The sequence below is a fragment of the Salipaludibacillus keqinensis genome (genome assembly GCF_003226325.1).
Lineage (GTDB): Bacteria > Bacillota > Bacilli > Bacillales > Salisediminibacteriaceae > Salipaludibacillus > Salipaludibacillus keqinensis.
This window is the reverse complement of record NZ_PDOD01000002.1, coordinates 916,012-941,120: the sequence shown is the minus strand read 5'-3', so window position 1 is coordinate 941,120 and position 25,109 is coordinate 916,012. Positions and strand designations below refer to the sequence as shown.

At 38.0% G+C, this 25,109-nt stretch carries 22 protein-coding genes; 12 read left to right on the top strand and 10 right to left on the bottom strand.

Annotation, left to right across the window (positions count from 1 at the left end):
• Positions 1–37: 37 nt before the first annotated feature.
• Entirely contained in the window at positions 38–349 is a 312-nt protein-coding gene (locus CR194_RS11810) for a winged helix-turn-helix transcriptional regulator (protein WP_110609849.1), read from the bottom strand.
• A 219-nt stretch (positions 350–568) separates the two neighbouring features.
• On the opposite strand from CR194_RS11810, the gene wrbA reads away from it, so the two are divergent.
• The 4 genes from wrbA to CR194_RS11790 all read left to right on the top strand — a co-directional run bounded on the left by wrbA (position 569) and on the right by CR194_RS11790 (position 5,274).
• Positions 569–1,189 carry an NAD(P)H:quinone oxidoreductase gene (wrbA, locus tag CR194_RS11805; protein WP_110609848.1) on the top strand — a complete coding sequence of 207 codons (621 nt, stop codon included), beginning with the start codon at positions 569–571 and terminating at the stop codon, positions 1,187–1,189.
• Positions 1,190–2,121: 932 nt separating this feature from the next.
• Positions 2,122–3,342 carry a putative lipid II flippase FtsW gene (gene ftsW, locus CR194_RS11800; protein WP_199228167.1) on the top strand — a complete coding sequence of 407 codons (1,221 nt, stop codon included), beginning with the start codon at positions 2,122–2,124 and terminating at the stop codon, positions 3,340–3,342.
• Between the two features lie 26 nt (positions 3,343–3,368).
• Positions 3,369–4,541, top strand: coding sequence for a rod shape-determining protein RodA (gene rodA / locus CR194_RS11795; RefSeq protein ID WP_110609847.1), 1,173 nt, complete (start codon positions 3,369–3,371; stop codon positions 4,539–4,541).
• Positions 4,542–4,560: 19 nt separating this feature from the next.
• Positions 4,561–5,274, top strand: a complete 714-nt coding sequence (locus CR194_RS11790; protein WP_110609846.1) for a pseudouridine synthase — start codon at positions 4,561–4,563, stop codon at positions 5,272–5,274.
• Positions 5,275–5,334: 60 nt separating this feature from the next.
• Here CR194_RS11790 and CR194_RS11785 read toward each other — a convergent pair whose 3' ends face one another.
• Entirely contained in the window at positions 5,335–5,553 is a 219-nt protein-coding gene (locus tag CR194_RS11785) for a DeoR family transcriptional regulator (protein ID WP_110609845.1), read from the bottom strand.
• A 490-nt stretch (positions 5,554–6,043) separates the two neighbouring features.
• Here CR194_RS11785 and pepV point away from each other — a divergent pair, with 490 nt between their 5' ends.
• Both pepV and CR194_RS11775 read left to right on the top strand, forming a co-directional pair.
• Positions 6,044–7,444: a dipeptidase PepV gene (gene pepV / locus CR194_RS11780; protein WP_110609844.1), complete on the top strand. Its 1,401-nt coding sequence runs from the start codon at positions 6,044–6,046 to the stop codon at positions 7,442–7,444.
• Between the two features lie 22 nt (positions 7,445–7,466).
• Positions 7,467–8,675, top strand: coding sequence for an MFS transporter (locus CR194_RS11775; RefSeq protein WP_233254327.1), 1,209 nt, complete (start codon positions 7,467–7,469; stop codon positions 8,673–8,675).
• Between the two features lie 96 nt (positions 8,676–8,771).
• Here CR194_RS11775 and cysK read toward each other — a convergent pair whose 3' ends face one another.
• Positions 8,772–9,704, bottom strand: a complete 933-nt coding sequence (gene cysK, locus CR194_RS11770) for a cysteine synthase A (RefSeq protein WP_110609843.1) — start codon at positions 9,702–9,704, stop codon at positions 8,772–8,774.
• Between the two features lie 139 nt (positions 9,705–9,843).
• On the opposite strand from cysK, the gene thpR reads away from it, so the two are divergent.
• The 3 genes from thpR (at position 9,844) to CR194_RS11755 (ending at position 11,744) form a co-directional block, all read left to right on the top strand.
• Complete coding sequence (thpR, locus tag CR194_RS11765; RefSeq protein ID WP_110609842.1) at positions 9,844–10,401, top strand: RNA 2',3'-cyclic phosphodiesterase; 558 nt, start codon at positions 9,844–9,846, stop codon at positions 10,399–10,401.
• A 22-nt stretch (positions 10,402–10,423) separates the two neighbouring features.
• Positions 10,424–11,374 carry an NERD domain-containing protein gene (locus tag CR194_RS11760; protein WP_110609841.1) on the top strand — a complete coding sequence of 317 codons (951 nt, stop codon included), beginning with the start codon at positions 10,424–10,426 and terminating at the stop codon, positions 11,372–11,374.
• Positions 11,375–11,435: 61 nt separating this feature from the next.
• Complete coding sequence (locus CR194_RS11755; protein WP_110609840.1) at positions 11,436–11,744, top strand: hypothetical protein; 309 nt, start codon at positions 11,436–11,438, stop codon at positions 11,742–11,744.
• 49 nt (positions 11,745–11,793) lie between these two features.
• Here CR194_RS11755 and CR194_RS11750 read toward each other — a convergent pair whose 3' ends face one another.
• Genes CR194_RS11750 through glgB form a run of 5 tightly spaced genes read right to left on the bottom strand, consistent with a single transcriptional unit; the run spans position 11,794 to position 19,855 of the window.
• A complete protein-coding gene (locus CR194_RS11750; RefSeq protein ID WP_110609839.1) occupies positions 11,794–14,217 on the bottom strand; it encodes a glycogen/starch/alpha-glucan phosphorylase in 2,424 nt (807 codons plus the stop codon).
• 5 nt (positions 14,218–14,222) lie between these two features.
• A complete protein-coding gene (gene glgA, locus CR194_RS11745; RefSeq protein WP_110609838.1) occupies positions 14,223–15,656 on the bottom strand; it encodes a glycogen synthase GlgA in 1,434 nt (477 codons plus the stop codon).
• Between the two features lie 19 nt (positions 15,657–15,675).
• Positions 15,676–16,782 (bottom strand): glucose-1-phosphate adenylyltransferase subunit GlgD, encoded by a 1,107-nt coding sequence (glgD, locus tag CR194_RS11740; protein ID WP_110609837.1) that lies wholly within the window; start codon positions 16,780–16,782, stop codon positions 15,676–15,678.
• 19 nt (positions 16,783–16,801) lie between these two features.
• A complete protein-coding gene (locus CR194_RS11735) occupies positions 16,802–17,941 on the bottom strand; it encodes a glucose-1-phosphate adenylyltransferase (RefSeq protein ID WP_110609836.1) in 1,140 nt (379 codons plus the stop codon).
• Positions 17,942–19,855, bottom strand: coding sequence for a 1,4-alpha-glucan branching protein GlgB (gene glgB / locus CR194_RS11730; protein WP_110609835.1), 1,914 nt, complete (start codon positions 19,853–19,855; stop codon positions 17,942–17,944). It abuts the gene before it with no gap.
• Positions 19,856–20,380: 525 nt separating this feature from the next.
• Here glgB and pulA point away from each other — a divergent pair.
• Together pulA and CR194_RS11720 are read left to right on the top strand one after the other, a co-directional pair.
• Positions 20,381–22,495, top strand: coding sequence for a type I pullulanase (gene pulA / locus CR194_RS11725; protein WP_110609834.1), 2,115 nt, complete (start codon positions 20,381–20,383; stop codon positions 22,493–22,495).
• 105 nt (positions 22,496–22,600) lie between these two features.
• Positions 22,601–23,419, top strand: coding sequence for a phosphotransferase family protein (locus CR194_RS11720; protein WP_110609833.1), 819 nt, complete (start codon positions 22,601–22,603; stop codon positions 23,417–23,419).
• A 124-nt stretch (positions 23,420–23,543) separates the two neighbouring features.
• Here CR194_RS11720 and CR194_RS11715 read toward each other — a convergent pair whose 3' ends face one another.
• Together CR194_RS11715 and CR194_RS11710 are read right to left on the bottom strand one after the other, a co-directional pair.
• A complete protein-coding gene (locus CR194_RS11715; RefSeq protein ID WP_110609832.1) occupies positions 23,544–23,825 on the bottom strand; it encodes a YtzH-like family protein in 282 nt (93 codons plus the stop codon).
• Positions 23,826–23,915: 90 nt separating this feature from the next.
• Positions 23,916–24,239, bottom strand: a complete 324-nt coding sequence (locus CR194_RS11710) for a YtzH-like family protein (RefSeq protein WP_110609831.1) — start codon at positions 24,237–24,239, stop codon at positions 23,916–23,918.
• A gap of 231 nt (positions 24,240–24,470) precedes the next feature.
• On the opposite strand from CR194_RS11710, the gene trmB reads away from it, so the two are divergent.
• Positions 24,471–25,106 (top strand): tRNA (guanosine(46)-N7)-methyltransferase TrmB, encoded by a 636-nt coding sequence (gene trmB / locus CR194_RS11705; RefSeq protein WP_110609830.1) that lies wholly within the window; start codon positions 24,471–24,473, stop codon positions 25,104–25,106.
• Positions 25,107–25,109: the final 3 nt, after the last annotated feature.

The following is a 25,109-nucleotide window of genomic DNA, read 5'->3' as shown; positions in this document are numbered from 1 at the left end:
GCTTCCAGGTTTATTCATTCCTGAGAAGCATCTTTTTTTACTCCATCCACTGTTCTGCCCATGCTTGCACTTCGTCTAGTGCAGGTTCCAGTGCTTTTCCTTTATCCGTTAACTGATATTCAATTCGAACGGGGGTTTCTGGAAATACGGTTCGTTGAACTAAACCAGCTATTTCTAATTCTTTAAGACGGTCCACTAACATTTTGTCGCTCATACTTGGAATATTGGCGGAAATATCACGAAACCTGACTGGACCTTGGAAAAGAACTCGAAGAATTAGACCATTCCAGCGCTTACCTAATAATTGAAAGGCCGTTTCAAACTTCGGACATAAATTCATTTTTTCCATTGTTATCACTCCTTACAGTCATGGTGCTAATTTAATTATAACATAATCCACTTGACTTTAGTAAGTAAGTAAGATAATATACTTACTAAAGGTAAGCAACAAACGAAAGTATTGCTTATTTATAAAAATAAGAAGTTTAATCATTACCTTCGTAAGGAAGAATACACGTAGGTAATACATTAATTGTAAACAAATTATTATGGAGGAGTGGTTAAGGCTATGACAAAAATTTTAGTACCTTATTACAGTACCTATGGACATATTCACACGATGGCAAAAGCAGTTGCGGAAGGTGCTTCTGAAGTTGAAGGAGCGGAAGTGAAAATTGTTCGCGTCGAAGAGTTTGAGGTTGTAAAGGAAGCAATGTCAGGGCAAGATGCTTACGTTCAAGCGCAAAAAGCTCAAGAAGACATTCCTGTAGCAACTCATGACGATTTAAAATGGGCGGACGGCGTTGTATGGGGTATTCCAACACGCTATGGTTCCATGCCTGCTCAAATGAAGCAATTCCTTGATTCAGCTGGAGCGTTATGGATGAATGGTGAATTAGAAGGAAAAGCAACAGGGATCTTTACGAGTACTGGATCGATCCATGGTGGTCAAGAAACAACGGCTATTACTTCATTAGTTCCATTACTTCACTTTGGATTTGTTTACGTAGGACTTCCTTACGGAGAGAATCCAGAACAATTAACGACTGATGGAATTGGGGGATCACCGTACTCAGCTTCTACAGTTGCCGGTCCAGATGGAAGTGCACAGCCGGATGAAAGAGATCTTACAATGGCTAAAAGACTTGGTAAACGCGTAACAACAGTAGCGAAAGCTTTAAGAGGATAAAGAATAGATTTATACAACGTCTGGCCTTCATGGCCAGACGTTTTTTAAAATAAGCTGATAAATTTCGATCATTACGCAGGTAGATACACATGAGAGTATTTCTAAACCATGGTGAATGAAAATTTGTTTCGGCTACCCTATTTTATAAAATAAAAGGAAGTAGCAGCCTAGCTTGCTCGCAGGTCTAATCAATTTCTTCAATAGTTTGGTGTATTGAATGTTGATGCATTGTTAAAACTGAATTTCCATTTTTTCAGTGACCTAGGTGGTTTTATTGAGAACATTTCGTAGTTCATCGACGGAAAAGGAGTAAGAATCTTCCACGCTATATACTAATGTAGTCAACCTTGCGAGTTTAGCTACGTTCAGGGTTCGATTTCGATCTGAACGTCGTTAACATGCGAGTTTAGCTACGTTCAGGGTTTGATTTCGATCTGAACGTCGTTAACATGTGAGTTTAGCTACGTTCAGGGTTCGATTTCGATCTGAACGTCGTTAACATGCGAGTTTAGCTACTACGTTCAGGGTTCGATTTCGATCTGAACGTCGTTAACATGCGAGTTTAGCTACGTTCAGGGTTTGATTTCGATCTGAACGTCGTTAACATGCGAGTTTAGCTACGTTCAGGGTCTGATTTCCGATCTGAACGTCGTTAACATGTGAGTTTAGCTACTTTCACGATTTGATAAAGCTCTGAAAACAAAGTGAGTATCTATTGTGTTATTTCAGGGTAGTCATTTACTTAGTAATTAAGGAAAAAATATCGAAATTATATGTGAATGTAAGGTCAATCGCTTGTAAAAACTTTCACGTTCTATTGTAATTATCTCTGTTCATGGAAAATACGACAATCGTGTAAATTTTTCAGTCAGTCCTGAAGTCTCTTTTAGAGGATGATTCCATCTGCTATAATAAGAGGATTAGTATGGGCGATGCTCATCGTAACGGAGGTGAACGCCTTGGAAGAAGAAAAACAAAGAAAGCTTTATATAGATTGGTATTTAATTGTTAGTATTTCTTTTTTAGCTTTATTTGGTCTTGTAATGATATACAGTGCAAGCTTTGTGCAAGGTTATGAGCGGTATAGTAATATTACGCATTTTTTTGATCGACAGCTTCAATGGCTGATTATTTCAGCCATTTTATTTACAGTTTTTATGTTTTTCCCTTATCGACATTATCGCAAATTATCACCTTTTATCGTCTTAGGTTCAATTTTTCTATTATTGATAATCTTGATTCCAGGTGTTGGTCACGATGTCAATGGAGCGACACGATGGATTAATATAGCTGGTTTTACGATCCAGCCTTCAGAATTTGTCAAGATCGGTTCGATTATTTATCTAGCGTATGTCTATTCGCGAAAGCAGTCTTACATAAACAAATTCTTCAAAGGTGTCATGCCACCTCTCATTGTCGTCATTGTATTTTTTATATTAATTATGATGCAACCGGATTTAGGTACGGCTACTTCTATCGTTTTAGTCGCTGGATTGATTGCGTTTTGTTCTGGTGCTCGGATGTTACATCTTATTTCATTAGGCTCTTTAGCAGGCTGGGCGTTATATCATTATGCCCATTCAGCTCCTTACCGCCTAAATCGTTTGGTAGGCCACAGAAATCCCTTTGAACTTGAACAGACTGAAGGATTTCAACTTGTACAGTCTTATATTGCTATTGCTCATGGAGGAGTATCTGGAGCTGGACTTGGGCAGAGTGTGCAGAAATTATTCTATCTTCCAGAAGCTCATACAGATTTTATATTGGCGATTATCAGTGAGGAATTAGGCTTGTTAGGGATCGCAGCTGTATTTATTTTAATGTTCTTTGTCATCGGAAGAGGCGTGCTAATTGGGACCAGGTGCCGTGATACTTTTGGAAGTTTATTGGCATTTGGGATCGTGTTCCAACTAGGGATACAGATGATCTTCAATGCGGGAGCAGTTAATGGAATTCTCCCTATAACAGGGATCCCATTTCCGTTTTTGAGTTATGGTGGTTCGTCACTCATGATCACGTTTATATCTATGGGGATATTAGCGAATATTTCCAGAAGAACGGAGCGAGAGCGCCAAGAACGCCGAAGTGATGAAAGACATTTTTCTATGGAAGAGCGAAAAACACCATTTAGAAAAGCAGCAAGTAGCAAATAATTTAAGAATTTTTGGTAGGTGGAAACATGCAAGAACGTAAAAGTGCGTTCCAACAGTTGGATTATACATTGTTATTCTATTTATTCGTATTGATGTGTATTAGTTTATTAGCTATATACAGTGCTGCTTCTACAGAGCAATATAATACGCCAGGATTTTTTATACAACGTCAAATTATATGGTTTGCTATCGGAACAATATTTATGATAGGAGCCATGCTCGTAGACTATGAAATGTTTAAAAACTTTTCTGTACCGTTTTATATTGGCGGTATGCTGTTATTATTAGTCGTCCATTTTGCCGGAACTGAAATTAATGGCGCACAACGATGGATTAGGGTCGAGGGTCTTTTTCAATTTCAGCCATCAGAATTTGTAAAAATTATTTTGATTATATCCCTCGCCCATCTTCTGTATACCATTACTAAGAAGCCAAGAGAGAAGTCTTTTAGAACAGATTGTATTGTCGTAGGGAAAATTCTCGCCGTTGGTTTACCCCCTTTTGCGTTAATCTTAGTTCAACCGGATTTAGGGACAGCATTAGTGGTAGGGGCGATCATATTTATTATGATCCTTATGGCAGGCGTTACTTTTCGTATGATCGGTTTATTAACTAGTTTGGTTATCGCATCGATTGGATTTTTAGTTTGGCTCCATAACAACTTTTTTGAGCTTTTTAATATGGTTATTAAAACTCACCAGTTGAGTCGGATTTATGCTTGGTTAGACCCAAGTGGGAACATCGGTGCAGAAGGATATCAGCTATATCACGCCCTTCAAGGGATTGGAGCTGGTCAGTTATACGGTACTGGCTTAACGTCGGGGATGAAATCTCAAAGTGGGGTTATACCTGAATTGCATACAGACTTCATATTCACCGTTATTGGTGAAGAATTCGGTTTTGTCGGTGCCACAGTGTTAATTGTTGTTTATTTCTTACTCCTTTATCGCATGGTAATCATAGCTTTTTCATGTAATAATTCTTTCGGTACGTATTTAGTTGCAGGAGTTATTGGTTTACTGGTGTTTCAAATATTTCAAAACATCGGAATGACCATTGGGTTAGTTCCAATTACTGGTTTAGCTCTTCCTTTTGTCAGTTACGGGGGGAGTGCTCTCATCACGAACATGTTGGCAGTGGGAATTGTTTTGAACGTAAATATTCGAACGAGACATTATATGTTTGGGGAAGAAGAGTAGAAGAAATGAGGGAGTAAGTTTGCGGACAGATAAGCTTTTAGCGAATACCGGATATGGTTCAAGAAAAGAAGTGAAAAAACTGTTGAAAAAAGGAGGCTTTACTGTCAATGGAGAAGTAGTCAAGGATGGTAAAGTCCACGTAGATCCGGAGAAAGATACAATCGAAGTCTTTGGCGAACCGGTAAAATATAAAGAGTTTGTTTATCTTCTCATGAACAAACCTAAAGGATACGTTTCTGCAACAGAAGATGCAAAAGAAAAAACGGTAATTGATTTGTTAGAGCCAGAAGAAGTTCTTTTTCAACCTTTTCCAGTAGGGCGACTGGATAAAGATACAACAGGCTTGCTGTTATTAACAAATGACGGTAAGCTCGCCCATCAACTGACTTCTCCAAAAAAGAAGGTGGATAAAACTTACCTTGTCCATCTTGATGCACCTGTATCACAAGTGGATATCGATGCTTTGGAGAGTGGCGTGACCCTTGATGACGGGTATAAAACAAAGCCAGCTACCATTGATCTAGTTGATCCTGAAGATCTGACCGTTGTAAAGATAACGATTCAAGAGGGAAAATTCCACCAAGTAAAGCGAATGTTTATAACAACAGGTAACAAAGTCATCGATCTCAAACGTGAACGTATGGGCTCTCTTTATTTAGATCCTCATCTCGAGAGAGGTAGTTACCGGGAGTTGACTGGGCTTGAGTTAGCGAAGCTCCAAAAAGGTGAATAAAATATATTAATTAAAAAAATCGCAAGACGGCTTAAGAGGCCTTCTTGCGATTTTTCATATTTAAGAAACTTTTATTTTTCTATTAGTCGTTGTCCAGACACCTCGTTCGTGGCTGACGACAAGGTTGTTGTATTCAAGCACATTCAAGTCCCGTTGAGCGGTTCGTTCGGTAATACCGAACTCCTCAACCAATTCCCTGGTGGAGACACTTCCCCTTTTTCTAATGTAGAGGTAGATGGATTTAATCCGAGTCAACATTCGGTCAGTTGATGGCTTCAAAAAATCACTCCTTAAGTTGGTCACCCGTTACTGCTGTGAATAAGGTTTGATGATCAGGGCGATGTTTTGAAATCAAAGTAGACTAAAGGTTCAAGTCGCTTGTATGGACAAACGGACGATGGATGTTGAGCCTTAGTCGTTTGGGGCTCTCTTTTTAATCTTGAAGCAAGGTTGCCAGAGTGGATAAGGAACGTTTCATTACTCTGGTATTTAGAGTGTTTTGTTATTGTTGAACTTATGCATCTATCATTGCGCTTAAATTCATGTCTCCCTCCTTATCTGTACCTTTATTTTAACGCAATAAAGCAGACAGAGTAAAGTAATCATCTTGTAAATATTTTTAATTTTATGTTAATGAGCCTATTTCGTCGTCCTGATGGTCGTGTCATGTTGCATGACTTTCTTCAAGTTCACTCATGATTATTTGCACAGGTTCCTTAAAGGCGTATACTTATATGAGGATGAGCTAAAAAAGGGAGAGAATGTTATTATGAATTGGAAAAATGAAGTAGATAAAAGAAAAGGTACGATTGTAAAAGACACACAATCGTTTTTGCAAATAGAGAGCGTACTAGACGAAAAGACCGTTTCTAAACAAGCTCCTTTTGGAGAGAAAATTCGTGAAGCATACGATTGGTTGTTACATAAGGCTAAACAAGAAGGATTTAAAGTAAAGGACCATGATGGCTATGCAGCTCATATAGAATGGGGAACAGGGGAAGAGATTGTAGGAATCTTATGCCATATTGATGTTGTACCCGGAGGAGACGATTGGACAAGTCCTGCCTTTAATGCGGAAATTCGAGACGAGAAGATTTATGCGAGAGGGGCTCTAGATGATAAAGGACCAACGATGGCCTGCTATTATGCTCTGAAAATTTTAAAGGACGCAGGAATTGAAACAGGTAAAAGGGTTCGACTAATTATCGGAACAGATGAAGAGAGTCAATGGCGTTGTGTGGATCATTATTTCAAACATGAAGAGATGCCTTCTCTTGGTTTTGCACCGGATGCAGACTTTCCAATCATTTACGCGGAGAAAGGCATCTGTGATTTTATTTATGAAACGAAACTTACTTCCAATACAGGGTTAGTTCGAAGTTTTCACTCGGGTCACCGGTTAAATATGGTGCCAGATCGGGCGGTCGCCAAGCTGGATATTAAACAAGTGGAGAACACATCCAAATTAAGGAACCTTTTTCATCAGTACCTCGTTCACAACGATTGCAAAGGTTCATTGAACATAAGGGACTCTAATGTTGAGCTCACATTAAATGGTTTTTCGGCTCACGGAATGGAACCTGAAGATGGCGTGAATGCAGGACTCCTATTAGCGGGCTTTTTAATTAAATTACCATTAAATATAGAAGAAAAGAACTTTATAACCCCGCTTGTAGCAATGTTCTTGAAAGATTCTCGCGGAGAAAACATAGATATAGCCTATTCTGATGAACAGTTAGGTGATCTAACGATTAATATTGGTCAAATGATGTATGAACAAGGGAGTGAATCCAAGATAGGAATCAATTTGCGCTACCCTGAAGGAGCTTCTTTTGATGTTATTAAAAGAAGTCTTGATGATCATTTCCAAGCTTACGGTTATGTGGGAGACACTCGTGTCCATGAGACACCGCATGCAATGGATAAAGACCATGAGCTAGTTAAGATATTATCAAAAGTATATGAAGAAGAGACAGGCGAACAAGCTGAACTTCTTGCCATTGGGGGAGGGACTTATGCAAGAGCATTAAATGCAGGGGTGGCCTTTGGACCGTTGTTTCCAGGACAAAAAGATGTAATTCATCAAGCAGATGAATACATCTCTATTAAACACTTATTAGCGATGACAGTTATTTACACAAGAGCTGTATACGAGTTAGCTAAAAGGTAAATATATAATCAGAAGGTCAGGGATGTTAGGAATGGATGCTCAACAACGTACGTTTACGAATATGAAAGTATTTTACTTTCTTGCTTATTTCAGTTTCGGCGGATTATTTCCTCTGTTGTCAGTATATTTTCAAAACGAGATAGAATTATCAGGCTCACAAATAGGAATGATTACTTCTATAGGACCAATAGTCATGCTGCTTACTCAACCTGTTTGGGGCCTTCTAAGTGACTATACTAAACGCCCTAGGCTGCTTCTGACTATTGCAGTGATCGGTACAGGAAGTGTGGGTTTCACTTATTTATTGGCAGAAGAGTATGTCATTCTAGTAGCAATTGCAGCAGGACTAGCTATGTTCCAAAGTGCAATCATCCCTTTATCAGATAGTATGGCAATGAACTATGTTTATAAAAACGGTGGAGATTATGGAAACATCCGTATGTGGGGAGCGGTTGGATTTGCATTGGCTGTGTGGTTCATGGGGATGTTATCTGACTGGCTGGGTCAAGGAATTATTTTCTATGGGTTTGCCCTTGTATTGTTTATTAGTGCATATTTTTCATTAGGAATGCCGAAAGAGTCTGTAACAGCAAAAGTAGATATTAGAGGTGGAATGAAAGAGTTAGTAAAAGTTCCAGGCTTCCTCCTGTTTCTAATAGTGACCTTCTTGGTATTTGGACCCATTATGGCAAATAATTTTTATTTCGGCTTGTTAATTCAATTTAGCGGAGGGTCATTAGCAGGCGTGGGGTTTGCATTCCTTCTAGCAGCAGGGAGTGAAGTACCTTTTATGAGATGGGCTGGTCAATGGATAAGGAAAAGAGGGATTTTAGTCATCTTATTCGTTGCAGCATTAGCTTCAGGTATTCGCTGGATTTTCTACTCTACTGGACCGACTCCTGAATTTATTTACATGACGACCATTATTCAAGGGTTTAGTATCGGATTATTCGTACCTGCTGCTTTACAATATGTAACTGAACTGGCACCAAAGGAGGTAAAAGCAACGGCTGTTGCTATATATTCAGCTGTAGGAAATGGGTTAGGTGCGTGGTTTTTCAGTATCAGTGCTGGGCTCATTATGGAGTGGTCTTCCATTTTGTCGGTCTATCTATTTTATGGAATTTTCACCTTGAGTGGTGCGGCTCTAACATTATGGATGATTCGTTCAAAAAAAGCTGAAAGCTCAAATGGTCTAGCAATCGCCGAACCAAAGTTAAAGGAACATTAGTTAGATAGCTATAAAGCCCGTCCATCTGCTAGACGATGTCTAACAATTGGACGGGCAATGTAGTTCTAACGGGAGAGATGCTTTCCTTTGTAATAGTTACTCAAAATCAAATAAATCTGTTGAAAGATAGCGCTCGCCTGTGTCACAAGCTATAGCTACAACCACTTCTTCAGGTTTAAGCCGTTTAGCTACTTGTAGAGCAGCGTAGCAGGCAGCACCGGAGGAAGGACCAACTAAAATGCCTTCTTCTTGAGATAACCTGCGAGTAATATCATAGGCGTCTTCATCTGAGATCCGAAAAATTTCTCCATACACCTTTTCGTTTAAAATTGGTGGAATAAATCCTGGACTTGTGCCAACAAGTTTGTGAGGCCCAGGTTTCCCCCCTGACAAAACAGGAGATCCTTTTGGTTCTACAACATGAATGGTAGCATCCGGGTATTCTTTTTGTAGTTCTTCACCCGTGCCAGTTATCGTTCCACCTGTTCCAGAGGCAGCAACAAATGCAGATAGTTTTTTCCCTAACTGATTCATACCATCAACGATCTCTGCCGCTGTTGTATAGCGATGGGCATCAGGGTTTGCCTCGTTTTCGAATTGCATAGGCATATAACTATTCGGAATTTCTTTTACAAGCTCATGAGCTCGTTCGATCGCTCCAGGCATTTTTTTGTCTCCAGGAGTCAATTCCACTTTTGCTCCATAAGCTTTTAACAAGTTGATTCGTTCTTTTGACATGGTGTCAGGCATGACTAAAATAGACTCATAACCTTTAGCAGCTGCATTCATTGCTAAGCCAATTCCAGTGTTACCTGAAGTAGGTTCAATGATGACAGAATCTTTATTAATTAAACCTTGCTTTTCGGCTTTGTCGATCATATTAAAAGCTGCGCGGTCTTTTACACTTCCACTGGGGTTCATAAATTCCAACTTCAAGTATACTTGAGCTCCACCCTGATCAGGAAGTTTTTGAAGTTTGACTAAAGGAGTATCGCCAATGAGCTCCGACATATTATTGACTATTTTCATGTTTACTTATCATCCTTTCTATTGCGAACAAAGTCGTTTATATTCGAGAGCAACTTGCACTTTTCAATCTCAAACTAAATAGATGTGATTAATATATTATATCATAGCTTCTTAAAGAGAATAAAGGAGGGAAGTATAGATGGGCAATCATTCGTTTATTGGGATTCCTATGAGTCAGAATATCAAAAATTCAAGTGAATCTATTCAAAAGACTTATCTTTTATCCAAATACTATAAAAATATCGTTCATATTGAGGACTTTCATATGACATTGTTATTTTTAGGTAGTTGGGACCCTGAAAAGAGGGTAAAGTTATGGAAAACCCTTGAAACTAAATTAAGTTTATTCCATTCTTTTTCCATGACTTTCTCCGCCATTCATTATTTTGGAAGTAGTCTAAAACCACGTGTGTTTTACCTAGAGCCTCAAAAAAACGATCAACTAGTGACGCTGCAATCCATCATCCAGCACGAGGCTGAGGAGCAGGGCTTTCCCGTTGAAAACCGTCCATACCGACCACATGTAACGTTAGCAAAAAAATGGAAAGATTCACAGGTCAACATAGAAAATAAGTGGAGCTTTCCTATGAAAATAGAAGAAACAGAACAAATCGTCGAACAGATCTGTTTGTACAACGTTCGACCGAATCAGAAACCTATGTACGAAAAGATATCTACGATTCAATTAGCAAAGTAAGAGTGAACAGAGGGGGATTATCATGGCTCAACTTGTAAAATTATCTGATTATGTATCCCGGTATGAAATAGATGTATATCGGTACCCAAGCCGCTATGTTCGCCTGAAAAAAGAGCGCTGGGAAAGGTTAAAACAAGATTGGGAAGCGGAGAGAAAAGGGTATGAACATCTTCCAACATGGAACATCTACGAAAATAATGAAGAATCTTTGTTGCAAAGGTCTTGGAATAAACTTCTTAGAAAGAAGCACACTGAAACAAAAGAAGAAATGAGTTTGCCGTCAAAAAATCAACTTTCTGTTCAATCTATAGAACAATTGAAGCAAGCTTATCGGGATGAACTGTTCCAGTTTCAGATGAATTGGGCAAGCTCAACGGTGTCTGAAATCTCTCAAGTGAAAAGAAGTTACTATTACGATTCGTTACTCAATTTTTTAGTTAAACAACTTCCCGATACGTGTTTTATCTTTTACAACCCGGTGTTTATGTTGAAGCAAGCTCAAGTTGACTTAGATGTGATCATTCTTACACCAACAGAAATCAGGATGATAAAGCCACTTTTTGGAAATAGCCGTACCATCTTTCAGGCTGAGACAGATCGCTTTTGGATAAGAAACCATAATGAAAAGAAAGAGAGATTTATTCATCCGTATATTTCTTTAAATAGAATGCGAACGGTGCTGCAAGGTCTGTTAGAAGAAATGAATGTAACCTTACCTATGAAGCATGTTGTCTTGGCTAAAGACAGTTTTATAGATGTTTCCTCTACTAACAAGAGAGTTCAGCTGATAGATAAACGAAACTTTCAACAATTCCGTCAAACGCTGCTGAAAAATCAAACACCTATCAAAAACCAACAATTGAAGATAGCAGATAAATTTCTTTCTCATAGTCTTACCATCTCTGAAAATCGTGTCGAAGGAAATCGGGATCGCTTTGATGAAAACTCTCATATTACTATTGAAAAAGACTGAGCCATTCGATAAGATAGTAAAAGTGTGTTATTTAGACAGATCATATTAAATGAGGGATAGAATGAATATAGAAAACAGACATGCTCGTTTAAATTCGAGGATCATTATTTCTCTTTGCTTATCCTATGACTGGAATGGAAGTAGAGGAGTAGAAATGTCTTTGAATAATGGAGATGTCACGGTGTTTGCTACCTCCGTTAAACAAGCAACGGAAGATTTAGAAGAATGGTGTAAGAGGCATATGGAAAGAAAACAATATCAATTATTTCAAAGTAACGAAAAATTATTTATGATTCAACCGTCAATGACAATAGCAGAAAAAGAAGAGGTTGATGTTTCTCTTAAAGAATGGGCTACTGACATATCATAAGCACTGAAGACGACCAGAATCGTCATTCAGTGCTTTTTCATAATATATGCTACCGTAACTTCCAAATTTCTGATGCGTATTCTCTAATGGTTCGATCGCTTGAGAACTTTCCTGAATAAGCTATGTTTGTTACACTCATTTTCTGCCAATATTTCTTGTCGCGATAAGCTCGTTCAATTAATTCATGAGATTCGATATAAGGATCGAAATCCTTTAATACGAAGTAAGGGTCATTATGGTAAAGAATGTTATAAAAAATATCCTTAAACTCAATCTCGTGAGCTCCAAATTCCCCGTGATTTAATTGATCTAAAATTTTTCGGACTCGATCATCATTATGATAGATATCTTTTGCGACATACCCGCCATGTTGGTAATAATTCAAAACTTCTTTCGCAGTTAACCCAAAAATAAAGATGTTCTCATCGCCAACAAGGTCTTTAATCTCTATGTTTGCTCCGTCAAGTGTTCCTAGTGTGATAGCTCCGTTCATCATCATTTTCATATTTCCTGTTCCGGAAGCTTCTTTACTTGCTGTGGAAATTTGCTCACTAATATCAGCTGCTGGAATGATTTTTTCAGCGAGACTGACGTTATAATTCTCAAGGAAAATGACTTTCAGTTTATCATTGATCGTTTTGTCATAATTGACGATGGAAGCCACATGGTGAATGAGTTTAATGACTTCTTTAGCTAAATGGTAGCTAGGGGCTGCTTTTGCTGCAAAAATAAACGTTCTAGGTGTGATATCCATCGTCGGATTTTCTTTAAGCTCATTATAAAGATAAATAACATGGAAAATATTTAATAATTGCCGTTTGTATTCATGGAGTCGTTTAATCTGTACGTCGAAAATAGAATGTTCGTCTATGACCACGCCCGTTTTTTGTTGAATGATTTTCGCCAATGTTTGTTTGTTACTCTGTTTAACTTTATTAATCTTTTCTAAAAATGGCGCATCATTTGAATACCTTAATAAACTAATTAATTTATTCGGTTGCTTTATCCACTGTGGACCGATGACGTCTGTTATTGCATTAGATAGGCACGGATTCACCTGTAAAAGCCAACGGCGATGAGTAATCCCGTTAGTCTTGTTGTTAAATCGATCGGGAAATAGCGTGTAAAAGTTTTTCATTTCTTTATTCTTTAGAATTTCTGTGTGAATCCTCGCAACACCATTTACACTGAAACTTCCTACAATAGCTAAACGGGCCATATGAACTTGGTCATCAGCGATAATCGCTAAACCAGGAATTTCATGACGAAGTTCCGGATGGTCAAACCAAATACCTTTGCAGAATCTCTCGTTAATCTCATCGATAATCATGTAAAGACGTGGGAGAAGCTGTTGAATCATCGTAGTTGGCCACTTTTCAAGAGCTTCACTTAACGTCGTATGATTCGTATAAGCAATGACGTTCGTCGTTACATGCCAAGCATCGTCCCATTCAAATCCTTCGTCATCCATGAGAATTCTCATTAGTTCAGGAACAGCTAAGCTCGGGTGAGTATCATTAATTTGTATGACTACTTTTTCATACAATGACGAAAGAGGCAGGTCGTGATTTTTCTTGAATTTTTTAATGATCCCTTGCAACGTTGCAGATACGAGGAAGAACTGCTGCTTTAACCTTAGTTCTTTTCCTTCATAACTAGAATCATCAGGGTATAAAAATCCCGAGATTTGCTCCACAGAATGTGTGTGATCTAAATGATGATAGTATTGACCGTTAGCTTCCGCCAAAAAATCTGACTCTTCTGGTGAAAGCTCAGCGCTCCATAGTCTTAACGTGTTTACTACTTCATTTTGATACCCAACGACAGGGACATCATAGGGGACAGCCATCACTTTATCTGTGTCATGATAGGAAAATTCCAACGACCCGTCATTTTTTGCGTGCATTTGAACATGTCCGCCAAATTCAACCTCAATCGCTTCATCTGTTTTTCTTGTTTCCCAAGGATACTCTTCTTTTAACCAATAATCAGGTAATTCAACTTGGTTACCGTGAATAATTCGCTGTTCAAATAGACCATATCTGTAGCGAATGCCACTTCCGTGTCCAGCATAATTCAATGAAGCGATGGAATCGAGAAAACAAGCCGCCAATCTTCCTAAACCACCATTTCCAAGTCCGGCATCGTGTTCATTTTTATAGATGTCTTCAGGATTTCTGCCTAGTTCTTTCAGTGCCTCATTGCAGACCTCAAGTAACCCGCAATTAAGCAGATTACTTTCCATCAATCGACCGATTAAAAATTCCATCGATAAGTAATAAACTTCTCGTGTCTCGTTTTTTACATATTTATCTTGTGTTTGCAACCAATGGGGGTTTAGTTCGTCTTTAACAATCGACGCAATGACATAATATAGATCCTGATCGGTGGCATCGTCTATATGTTTTATGTTTTTTCTTGTCAATTTATCTTTCAAAAGGGTAACAAAAGCTTCTTTATTGTATGTGTTCATTCCGTTCACTCCTCAATCATTGCCGGTTCTACTAATAGCTCGTAGATTTCAGCGTAAGCTTTTGCTGACTCTTTCCAACTAAATTGACTTTTATTAACATTCTTTAATAAACGACTCCAATGCTCGGGTTGGTGATAGACGTTAAGAGAATACATTAAGACGGAGAGAAGGTCATGAGCATTATAGTTAGTAAAGCTAAATCCGTTTCCTTCGCCTGTAAAATCATTGAATGGTTGGACTGTATCTTTCAATCCTCCGGTCTCGCGAACAATAGGTACTGTTTTATATTGCAAGGCAATCAGCTGAGATAAACCACAAGGTTCAAACATAGAAGGCATAATAAAGAAATCTGCACCTGCATAAAGGCGCCTAGCTAATCCTTCATCAAATTTCAGTAAGGTAACCATTTTATCTCTATAACGGCTTGCGATGTGTGAAAAAGAATCTTCAAATTCTTTTTCACCAGTGCCTAGGATAATGATTTGAACATCTTCTTGTAAAAAATCTTCTAAGATCCGTTCTAATAAATGGAATCCTTTTTGTTCAACCAGTCTCGATATGGCTACATACATAGGGATATCTCGATTGACAGGAAGTCCAAATTCTTCTTGAAGGAAGATTTTATTTTCTTTCTTTTTCACACGAGAATGCTTGTAGTTTACTTTAATGTATGGGTCTTTCATTGGATGATAATCTTTGATGTTAATTCCATTAATGACTCCTACTAAATCTGCATCTCGTTCGTGAAGGATGGGGTGTAATCCTTCACTATAATAAGGGTCTTTAATTTCTTCTGCATAGCTAGGACTTACAGTAGTGATTTTATCTGCATGAAAAAGACCGCTCTTCATACAATTAATCATGCCGTTCCACTCAAATCCGGAAAAATGTTCCATAGGCAAGTTAAACAAGTCATCGAAAGCTTGGTGTGGCATCATTCCTTGATATTTTATGTTATGAATGGTAAACACAGTTTTTAAATTAGGAAGGGGGGGAGATATTTTTGCAAATGCCATGACTAAGCCTGTTTGCCAATCATGACCGTGTAATACATTAGGTTCATAGTCTAGGTGTGGAAACGCACTTATCACAGCTTGGCTAAAAAATACAAAGCGTTCTCCGTCATCATAATAGCCGTATATTCCCTTTCGAGTGAAATACAGCTCATTTGCAATAAAATAGTAAAGGACGCCTTCATGCTCTAATGTATATAAAGTTGCATGTTGATCTCGCCACCCCACCTTTACATTAAAGGTTGCTTTTCTTTCCATTTTCTCTTTCCAGTAGGATGAGATTTCATCATATAAAGGCAAGATGACCCTTACTTCACTTAATTTGGCATCTTGAAGTGCTTGGGGAAGAGATCCAATCACATCAGCAAGTCCTCCTGTCTTCACAAAAGGGGTACATTCAGAAGCAGCAAATAATATTTTTTCCATTTGAATCTCTTCTCCTTTCTTATATTTCTTTTCTTTTCGCCACGACAAAAGGCTTTTCTTTGGACCCTATAAATGTTTGGCCCGCTGTAATATGAACGTCCTTATCTAGAATGACATTCTCTAAATAGACACCTTCCTCAATCGTACACCTCTGCATAACAATGGAATTTTTAACTTTTGCACCTTTATTTACCCGAACCCCTCGGAAAAGGACACTGCTGGACACTTCACCATCTATCACGCATCCGTTAGCTAACATGGACTCTGTTACATTTGAACTTTCTCTGTATTTAGCCGGAGGCTCATTACTAATTTTGGTTCGAATGAATTGATTTTTAAAGAAAAGGGATCGATAGTTTTCTGGCTTCAGTAAATTCATATTATGTCTATAGAAACTCTCAACTGAGTTAACGAATGCAGAATATCCGTTGTAATTGAAAAATTGTATATTTAATTTGTCTAGGTTTGATTTAATCCCATCAAAGAAAAAGTGGTCTTTATGAAAGGCAATACATTGATCTACTAAATCAAGAAGGACGTCTTTCTTGATAATATATATTCCGGTAAAAATGTGTGGGTTTTGTTGGTCATTCGTAAAATTGTTCACCCATCCATCTTCATTATGCTCAATCCGAAGCTGAGAGATGTGTTCTGGTTTAAAGTCGTCTACGTTTGTAGATATACATGTTACATCTGCGTCTCGTTCTAAATGATAATCAAAAACTTTCTTGTAAATCGTATTAGATATAAATTGACTGCCGCTAATGATGACATGATTTGCTTTGGAGCGGTGGAAATAGTCGCGGTTATTATGAAAGTGGCGAAGGTCACCTCTGGAAATGTCTGTTGGATCATTCCAGTCTGGAGGCAAAATGAACAGCCCCCCATGACGTTTGGCTAACTCCCAATCGGCCCCTGTTCCTATATGGTCCATTAAAGATCTGTATTTATGGTTCGTAAAGATCGCTACTTCTTCTACTCCTGAATTGACCATGTTAGACAAAGTAAAATCAATTAACCGGTATCGACCGGCAAAAGGAGCAGCGGCTCCGCAGCGGAAATAGGTCAATTCTTCTAAAAAATCATGTTCATGTTCTATATTGATTAACCCCATTAAAGAATCCATTGTAAACCACCCTCTTCGATTATTTTATAAACTCAAGTACATTTTCTTCGTCAATGACAACTGGTTCCTCATATTGTGTACCATCGATCGTTACACCATCAGGTATCGAAACGTTCTCCATGATAATTGCCCGTTTAATGGTGCAGTTATTGCCTACTCGAACAGCCGGATGAAGGATAGACTCGTGGATGGTAGAATCTTTTCCTACGTCAATTCGTTCAGATAGTATCGAATTAGTTACTTGACCGCTGATCCAGCAACCTGAATTGACCAATGAATTTTGAACTACGGCATTTTGGTCAATAAAATGAGGTGGATAGTTTGTGTCGTGAGAATACGTTCGCCACTCTTTATTATTTAAAGATAAAGATAGATCCTCTTCTAACAAATCCATATTTGCTTCCCAATAGCTCTGAATGGTACCGACATCTTTCCAATATCCTTGGAAACGGTAAGCATATAATGGAAGTTTATCGTTTAACATAGCTGGAATAATGTCTTTCCCGAAATCATGGGAGGAATCTTCTGATTGTGAGTCATCAGTTAAATACTTCCGTAATGTCTTCCAATTGAATATATAAATACCCATGGAAGCTAAATTGCTTTTAGGATTAGACGGTTTCTCGTCGAATTCATAGATCTCTAGATTTTCTTTTGTATTTAATATGCCGAAGCGTGAAGCTTCTTCCCAAGGAACTTCTATGACTGATATGGTTGCTTCTGATTTTTTCTCTTTATGATGCTCGATCAGTTTATCGTAATTCATTTGATAAATGTGATCTCCAGAAATAACTAAAACGTATTCTGGATCGTATTGATCGATATAGTGGATATTTTGAGAGATGGCATCAGCTGTTCCTTGATACCAATTTCCTCCCTTTTTAGCGGTATATGGAGAAAGGATCGACACCCCATCTTCTTGACGATCTAAGTCCCAGGGTTTTCCTATTCCGATATGTTTGTTTAATAACATCGGGGAATATTGGGTTAATACTCCTACCGTATGAATTCTTGAATTAGAACAATTACTTAGTGTGAAATCAATAATCCGATATTTTCCTCCGAAGTGAACTGCAGGTTTAGCGATAGTTTTTGTCAATAATCCTAATCGTTTCCCTTCGCCACCCGCAAGTAGCATTCCAACACATTCTTTTTTCATTTATGCATCCTCCTCAATTTCTGATTTATTTTTTTTGAAGATTGATATAGCTAAAGGTGGAACCATAATCTTGATATGTTGTCCGAAGCTGTGCCATTTTTCTGAAAAACTAAAATGGTCTTCACGATTCATTTGTCCGGATCCTCCAAATTCTTCCGAATCTGAATTGAAAATTTCTTTGTATTCACCTGGTTTAGGAACGCCAACTTTGTAGTCATAAATAACATTTGGAGTGAAGTTGCATACAATAATTCTTTCATCTTCAGGATCGTTTCCTCTTCGGATAAACGCAACAATACTTTGATCAATATTATGGGGGTCGATCCATTCAAAACCCTCTGGATCATGATCTTTTTCAAAGAAAGCCTTTTCTGTTAAATAAAAATGGTTTAAGTTTGTGACATAATCAAACATGTTTCTATGCAGAGGGAAATCTAACAAATGCCAATCTAACTGCTCTTTGTCTTTCCATTCATCGTATTGTCCAATTTCGCCACCCATAAATAAGAGTTTCTTACCTGGATGGGCTATCATATAGCCAAATAACAGTCGTAAGCTTGCAAATTGCTGCCATTGATCCCCAGGCATCTTATTTAGTAAAGAACGCTTTCCGTGGACCACTTCATCGTGTGAAAGAGGTAAGACGAAATTTTCGCTATGGGTGTACATAAATGAGAAGGTTAACAAGTTATGGTTCCACTTTCGGTAAAGTGGATCGTGTTCCATATAAGTAAGCATGTCATTCATCCAGCCCATGTTCCATTTGAAGTTAAATCCTAAGCCACCTTCATGGATCGGGGAAGTAACGAGAGGAACGTCTGAACTATCCTCTGCCATCATTAATGTATTTGGAAAATAATGAAAGACGGTTTGATTCAGTTTTTTTAGAAATGCAAGAGCTTCAAGATGCTCGTCACCGCCGTATGAATTGTAGACCTTTTCTTCGCCATCATTTTTATCGAAGTTCAGATAAATCATGCTGGCTACAGCATCTACCCGAATGCCATCAATGTGAAATTCTTTTAACCAGTAGATAGCGTTAGATAATAGGAAACTCTGCACTTCAGGACGCCCAAAATCAAAGGTTAGTGTTCCCCATGATGTTTTTTCCGCTTTTCTTTCATCGAGATATTCATACAGCGGTTCCCCGTCAAATTGACGTAAACCGTGTGAATCCTTACAGAAATGACCAGGAACCCAGTCCATAATTACTCCAATACCTTGAAGGTGGCATTGATCTACAAAGTATTTAAAATCATTTAGACTCCCGTAGCGGCTCGTAATTGAAAAGTAGCCAGTAATTTGATATCCCCAAGATAAATCAAATGGATGCTCAGCTACAGGCATTAATTCAATATGGGTATAACCTAAACTTTTCACATAAGGAATTAACTCTTGAGCTAATTCACGATAAGTATACAATTCATCTCCTAATTTTTTTTTCCATGTACCTAAGTGCACTTCATAGATATTAATCGGTGACTCATAAGGGTTGTAATTAGCCTTCGCTTGTTGCCATTCTTCGTCTTTCCACTCATATAGATCTTCATTTGGCGTTAGAGACGCCGTAGCTGGTCTAAGTTCAGATTGTCTAGCATAAGGGTCCGATTTGAGAATTTGCTGACCACTGGAATGAACAATGCTGTATTTATAAGTGGTGCCTGGTGGGATACTTGTAAAAAAACCTACCCATAATCCTTCTTTGTTTAATCTTTCTAAAGGATAATCTTCTCCGGTCCAGTGATTAAAATCTCCAACGATCGACACCCTGGATGCGTGAGGGGCCCAAACGGTAAAGCGAAATCCTTTTTCTTTTTTCCAAGTTGCTTCGTGACAGCCTAGCAACTCATAACTATGATAATGTGTACCTTGGTGAAATAAATAAATATCGTGTTCTGAAAGAGGATAGTTCATAGGCATAATCCTTTCATATTTTAGAGTACCTTGACACTATGTTTCCGATCGTAAATTGTTAAGATGACTGCATGGTGTAACGCGAAAAATTTAAACGATTTAGAAGACATGAATGTAAAATGGATCGATATGAAAACTAGGTAAAGAAAGAAGCACTTTCAGAGGAACAGGAATAAAATATAAAAAAACTTTTATCAGCTAACATATTACACATAGCTTAACTCATAAAAGATGTATATACTATAGATTCTCTAGTCTACAGAGAATCTCCTGTTTTAATGGCCAAAAATTTTAAAGTATGTAAAATTTCAAGAAACGATGTTGCATTTTTGCCTAATTATAAAAAAAAACGGATTTTCAGACGAATCATTTGGCGTATAACGCTCCTTTAATAATAAGTGTTTTTTCTCTGGGGATAGGTTTTATTCCTCTCATTATAGGTTAAGGACTATAAACAATTGGACGTAGAAGAGACTACTAATCACCTTGCTTTAAGGTTTGTACTTAAGAAAAGAGGGAGACATCATGGGAAAATATAAAGCCTGGCTTGACGATATTCACTTTGTTGAGGTTGAAGGAAACGATTTAGCCGAAGATACTATAGGAATAAAAAAAGCAAAAATTTCAGTTGATCATGATAAATGGACGTTATTGGTTGAAAAAATAATCGATCAAGATACCGTTCTTTTTCGCACATCGGAAGCATTGCCGATTGGAAAAGAATTGATGTTTCTTTTCAATGATAAAGAAATTCCCGTTCATACCAGAAAGATCGTTCGAACGGAATGGTTTGAAAAAGAATTCGCTGCTCCCAACGCGGAACTTGGCGCAACGTACCATTCTAACTATACGGTATTCAGAGTCTGGAGCCCTGTAGCAACAGATGTTGTGTTAAGTCTTTCTGATGAAAAGATTCCTATGATCAGAACAGATAAAGGTGTGTGGGAATGTTCTGTAGATAAAGATTGTCACGGATTGGCCTATTTATATTTGGCTACTGTAAATGGACGTAAGACAGAAGTCGTTGATCCATATGCAAAAGCTTTAACTGTGAACAGTAGGGCAGCAGTAGTCGCAAATCTCTCCAAGACAGATCCTAATGATTTTAAGGAAACACCAAAGCCAGTGATTGATCATTTACAAAATAGTTCAATTTACGAAATACACGTTCGAGATGCTACCATCCACCAAGACAGTGGGGTTTTAAATAAAGGAAAATATTTAGGTTTAACAGAGAAAAACACCAAGACGAAACAAGGTTATTCCACCGGACTTGACTATATTAAAGATTTAGGTGTTACACATGTGCAGTTATTACCTGTGAATGATTTTGCACGTATAGATGATCTCTTGCCTGACGCCCAATATAACTGGGGTTACGATCCTCTTTTCTATCAGGTGCCAGAAGGAAGTTTTTCTGTAGATCCGACAGACCCTTTTTCTCGAATAACCGAATTGAAAAGTCTGATTCAGGCTATTCATAAAGAAGAGTTATCGGTCATTTTAGACGTTGTCTATAATCACGTGTTCATCATGGAAGAATCATCTTTCGAAAAGCTCGTCCCCGGCTACTACTTTAGATATCATTTTGATGGATCGCTGAGTAATGGGACAGGGGTTGGAAATGATATTGCATCGGAAAGAATCATGGTTAGAAAATTTATTTTAGATACAATCGATTATTGGTTGTCAGAGTATAGGATAGATGGGTTTAGATTTGACCTTATGGGAACATTGGATATCGACACGATGAATGAAATTGAAAGACGCTGTCAAATAGAAGAGAACCCGATCATGCTGTTGGGGGAAGGTTGGGAATTACCAACGGCTTTTGCTTCTGAGCAACGGGCAACTAGCAGTCAATCACATCAGGTCTTAGGGATTCGCTTTTTCAACGATTTCTTCAGAGATTCAGTTAAAGGAAATCTTTTTGACTTCTATGATTACGGGTATATCAACGGAAAAGGAAAATTTATTGAGCGGCTTCCTCAACTTGTGAAAGGATCAAGCGGAGAGAACGAAACGATTCCTCCGTTTGTCCATGAAGTTACGCAAACTGTCAATTATGTTGAGTGTCATGATAACCATACTCTTTGGGACAGGTTAAAGCATTCAAATGGTGAAGAAGCAGCTGAAGAGAGAAGGGAAATGCATAAGTTGGCCACGGGCTTAACCATTGTTAGCCAAGGGATCCCATTTTTGCATGCAGGTCAAGAATGGTTCCGGTCGAAAAAGGGTGACGGTAACAGTTATATTTCTCCTGATGAGATTAATCAACTAGATTGGTCTGAACGTGAAAAGAGGGAGGATCATATTCATTTTGTTCGTTCTCTATTAAAGATCCGCAATGACTTTCCTGTGTTTCGAATGAAATCAAAAGCGGAAATAGATAGAAGGCTACACATTCTATCAACACCGGCGCCTGTATTTGGATTTACTTTATTAGGTAACGAGAGGGATTTTTGTGTTTACGTGAATCCGACTAGAAAAAGATTTCAGATTATCCTTCCTTCACCTGGTAATTGGGAAATTTTAGTTTCTAGTACAAGTAATGCTTCCGTCATAAATACATCAATTATTGGAGAATACACAGAATTAGAACCTTACGAATTCCTGCTTATAAAAAAATCACGAGTTTAAGTTGAAGAAACAAGCAAACTTATTTACAATGGTAAAAGACTTTTATACACTCAATGAATGATTGTATAAAGTAATTTGCGTCCGGATAAAAAGTGATGAATGAAAATGAGGGTGAAACGATTGGAACATTTCATGGGTGAAGGATGGCAGCTTAGGCCAGCGGGTGGAGCTACTGGCGAGGCGTATGTTGCTGAACAAGGAGAACAAAAAATCTTTATAAAACGAAATTCTTCACCGTTTTTGGCCGTTCTTTCTGCTGAAGGGATCGTACCCAAATTGTTATGGACGAAACGTCTTGAAAACGGGGATGTAATTACTGCTCAACGATGGGTAGACGGCCGAGAATTGAAATCGTACGAAATGCACGATAATCGAGTAGCCGCGTTATTATCTAAGATTCATCAATCAAAAGATTTACTGGATATGTTTAAAAGAATGGGAAACCGACCTTTAACTCCTGAAGCTATTCGGTTAAATATAATTAAGAAAACAGAGCATCTTCATATACAGGATCCGTATGTGAACGAAGCGTTAACTTGGCTTTCGAATCATACCCCTTATTATAGCGAAGACAACTATGTCGTATGTCATGCAGATGTAAACCATAATAATTGGATTCATAATGACATTAATAATTTGTTTTTAATTGACTGGGATGGGGCGCAAGTAGCTGATCCTGCACTGGACTTAGCACCTCTCTTATATGAATACATTCCCAGGGACGACTGGTCGTCTTGGTTACAAACATACGGAGTATCAATGGATGCTAATTTAATGAAGCGAATGCAATGGTACATGGTTGCTCAATGCGTAGAGAATATCCTATGGTACTGGCAACGACACGAATATCATGATATTACAAAATGGTCTGACCTTTTAAGTGAAATTCTTCATGAAGCGGGTCACCACAAAAAAGATAAGTAAAACGGAAGGGATGTGTCATTGGCTAAGCCGATGACACATCCCTTTTCGGAAGGTAAAAAAGTGTTCATTTGAAGGATCGTAAAAGAGATAGTCAGTGTTGACTACCTCATAAATGAAACCAATATTACTTTAATTGCTGGTTTGTGGATTGAACAGCTTGGATCCACTGTGAAAGTTCCGGAGAAGGTGAGATTGCATGCTGTCCTTCTTGGTCATGCTGATATGCATATTGTTCAATCGCTGCCAGTGTTTGTTTCAGTTCGAGAGGAACATCAGGGTTTTGTGTTAGCGATTGAATCAAACTTTGCAATTGGTGAAATTCATCGTGACTCCCATAATGTTCATCTAACTGGTTTTCAAGAATATCGTTTAACAATTCGAGTTGGTGATGGTAATCAATCGACATTTGTTCTCATCCTTTCATTTAGGGTTACAAAGGAACCCCTATGAGAAAAGGATGTGAGAATCCAACGATTTTATACGCATGAGGAGAAAATTAGACTTCTCTGCCTTTTCGTTGTTCATAATCAATGGTCACTTTGCCACCACCGTCAATTAATAAAGACAATTCCTCCACCCATCTGGATAAGTTCAATTTGTGGAATTGTACCCATTCATCCAAGCTATCTGTCTCTTTTGACTTATCTACGTACGAATGAATTTCTTGAATCGTACCGTCAAAATTTTCATTAATGTTTTCTTCTCTTAAAACTTTAATAATTCCTTCAATTTTATTGAATTCTTCTTTTGTTCCTCCACTATTCTCTTTTTGCTGTTTCAGTAACGACTGAAGCTGTTCTAAAATTTGTTGAATACTCATCTAAACACCCTCCGTTGTTTTATTTGAATCGTAGTTATACCTATTTTACTGTTTTCCCTTCTATGGAAAAAATACACATGTTTCGTACCATTAAAAAAATAACACGTAAGGAACTTAACGTGATTGTTTCGTTTATGATATTCTTAATTTTAAAGAGTTAGTATCGAAATAATACAGGTTTGGCTCTTTTGTAAAAAAGATCTTTATTAATAATGGAGTGTGAAATTCGAGATGCGTTTAAGAAATAAACCGTGGGCTGCTGAGCTCATTGAGAATCATCCTGAAGTAGTAGAAAGTGATCCGCAAAAGTGGAAAGGGAAGTGGACAGAGAGATTTGAAAAAACGTCTCCTTTATTTGTAGAAGTGGGCACAGGGAAGGGGCAGTTTGTCTCTCGAATGGCCGCTGCGTATCCTAATACAAATTTTATTGGGGTCGAAAAATATGAAAGTGTTCTTGTTACGGGTGTTCAACGCGTCATTGAAGAACCGAAATCGAATCTTTTGTTTTTACAAGAAGACGTTCATAACATTACTGATTTCTTTAGTGAAGGGGAAGTGGATCGTCTATATATCAACTTTACTGATCCATGGCCTAAAAACAAGCATGCTAAACGACGTTTAACTCACGAAAGCTTTTTGAAAAAATACGATGAAATATTAACAGACACAGGTGAGATCCATTTCAAGACAGATAACCAAGGGTTGTTCGAATATTCTTTAAAAAGTTTCACTCATTACGGTTTGAAACTGAAAAATGTCAGTCTTGATTTGCATTCCAGTGACATGGAAGACAACATTATGACAGAATATGAAGAGAAATTTTCCAGTAAAGGGATGAGGATTTTCAGGGTCGAAGCTTACCGATAAATT

Excerpts from the sequence above, each read along its gene's own strand:
- CR194_RS11810 (WP_110609849.1), bottom strand. The coding sequence starts at position 349 with ATGGAAAAAATGAATTTATGTCCGAAGTTTGAAACGGCCTTTCAATTA.
- wrbA (WP_110609848.1), top strand. The coding sequence starts at position 569 with ATGACAAAAATTTTAGTACCTTATTACAGTACCTATGGACATATTCAC.
- ftsW (WP_199228167.1), top strand. The coding sequence starts at position 2,122 with ATGCTCATCGTAACGGAGGTGAACGCCTTGGAAGAAGAAAAACAAAGA.
- rodA (WP_110609847.1), top strand. The coding sequence starts at position 3,369 with ATGCAAGAACGTAAAAGTGCGTTCCAACAGTTGGATTATACATTGTTA.
- pepV (WP_110609844.1), top strand. The coding sequence starts at position 6,044 with ATGAATTGGAAAAATGAAGTAGATAAAAGAAAAGGTACGATTGTAAAA.
- CR194_RS11775 (WP_233254327.1), top strand. The coding sequence starts at position 7,467 with ATGTTAGGAATGGATGCTCAACAACGTACGTTTACGAATATGAAAGTA.
- cysK (WP_110609843.1), bottom strand. The coding sequence starts at position 9,704 with ATGAAAATAGTCAATAATATGTCGGAGCTCATTGGCGATACTCCTTTA.
- thpR (WP_110609842.1), top strand. The coding sequence starts at position 9,844 with ATGGGCAATCATTCGTTTATTGGGATTCCTATGAGTCAGAATATCAAA.
- CR194_RS11760 (WP_110609841.1), top strand. The coding sequence starts at position 10,424 with ATGGCTCAACTTGTAAAATTATCTGATTATGTATCCCGGTATGAAATA.
- CR194_RS11755 (WP_110609840.1), top strand. The coding sequence starts at position 11,436 with ATGAATATAGAAAACAGACATGCTCGTTTAAATTCGAGGATCATTATT.
- CR194_RS11750 (WP_110609839.1), bottom strand. The coding sequence starts at position 14,217 with ATGAACACATACAATAAAGAAGCTTTTGTTACCCTTTTGAAAGATAAA.
- glgA (WP_110609838.1), bottom strand. The coding sequence starts at position 15,656 with ATGGAAAAAATATTATTTGCTGCTTCTGAATGTACCCCTTTTGTGAAG.
- glgD (WP_110609837.1), bottom strand. The coding sequence starts at position 16,782 with ATGGATTCTTTAATGGGGTTAATCAATATAGAACATGAACATGATTTT.
- CR194_RS11735 (WP_110609836.1), bottom strand. The coding sequence starts at position 17,941 with ATGAAAAAAGAATGTGTTGGAATGCTACTTGCGGGTGGCGAAGGGAAA.
- glgB (WP_110609835.1), bottom strand. The coding sequence starts at position 19,855 with ATGAACTATCCTCTTTCAGAACACGATATTTATTTATTTCACCAAGGT.
- pulA (WP_110609834.1), top strand. The coding sequence starts at position 20,381 with ATGGGAAAATATAAAGCCTGGCTTGACGATATTCACTTTGTTGAGGTT.
- CR194_RS11720 (WP_110609833.1), top strand. The coding sequence starts at position 22,601 with ATGAGGGTGAAACGATTGGAACATTTCATGGGTGAAGGATGGCAGCTT.
- CR194_RS11715 (WP_110609832.1), bottom strand. The coding sequence starts at position 23,825 with ATGTCGATTGATTACCATCACCAACTCGAATTGTTAAACGATATTCTT.
- CR194_RS11710 (WP_110609831.1), bottom strand. The coding sequence starts at position 24,239 with ATGAGTATTCAACAAATTTTAGAACAGCTTCAGTCGTTACTGAAACAG.
- trmB (WP_110609830.1), top strand. The coding sequence starts at position 24,471 with ATGCGTTTAAGAAATAAACCGTGGGCTGCTGAGCTCATTGAGAATCAT.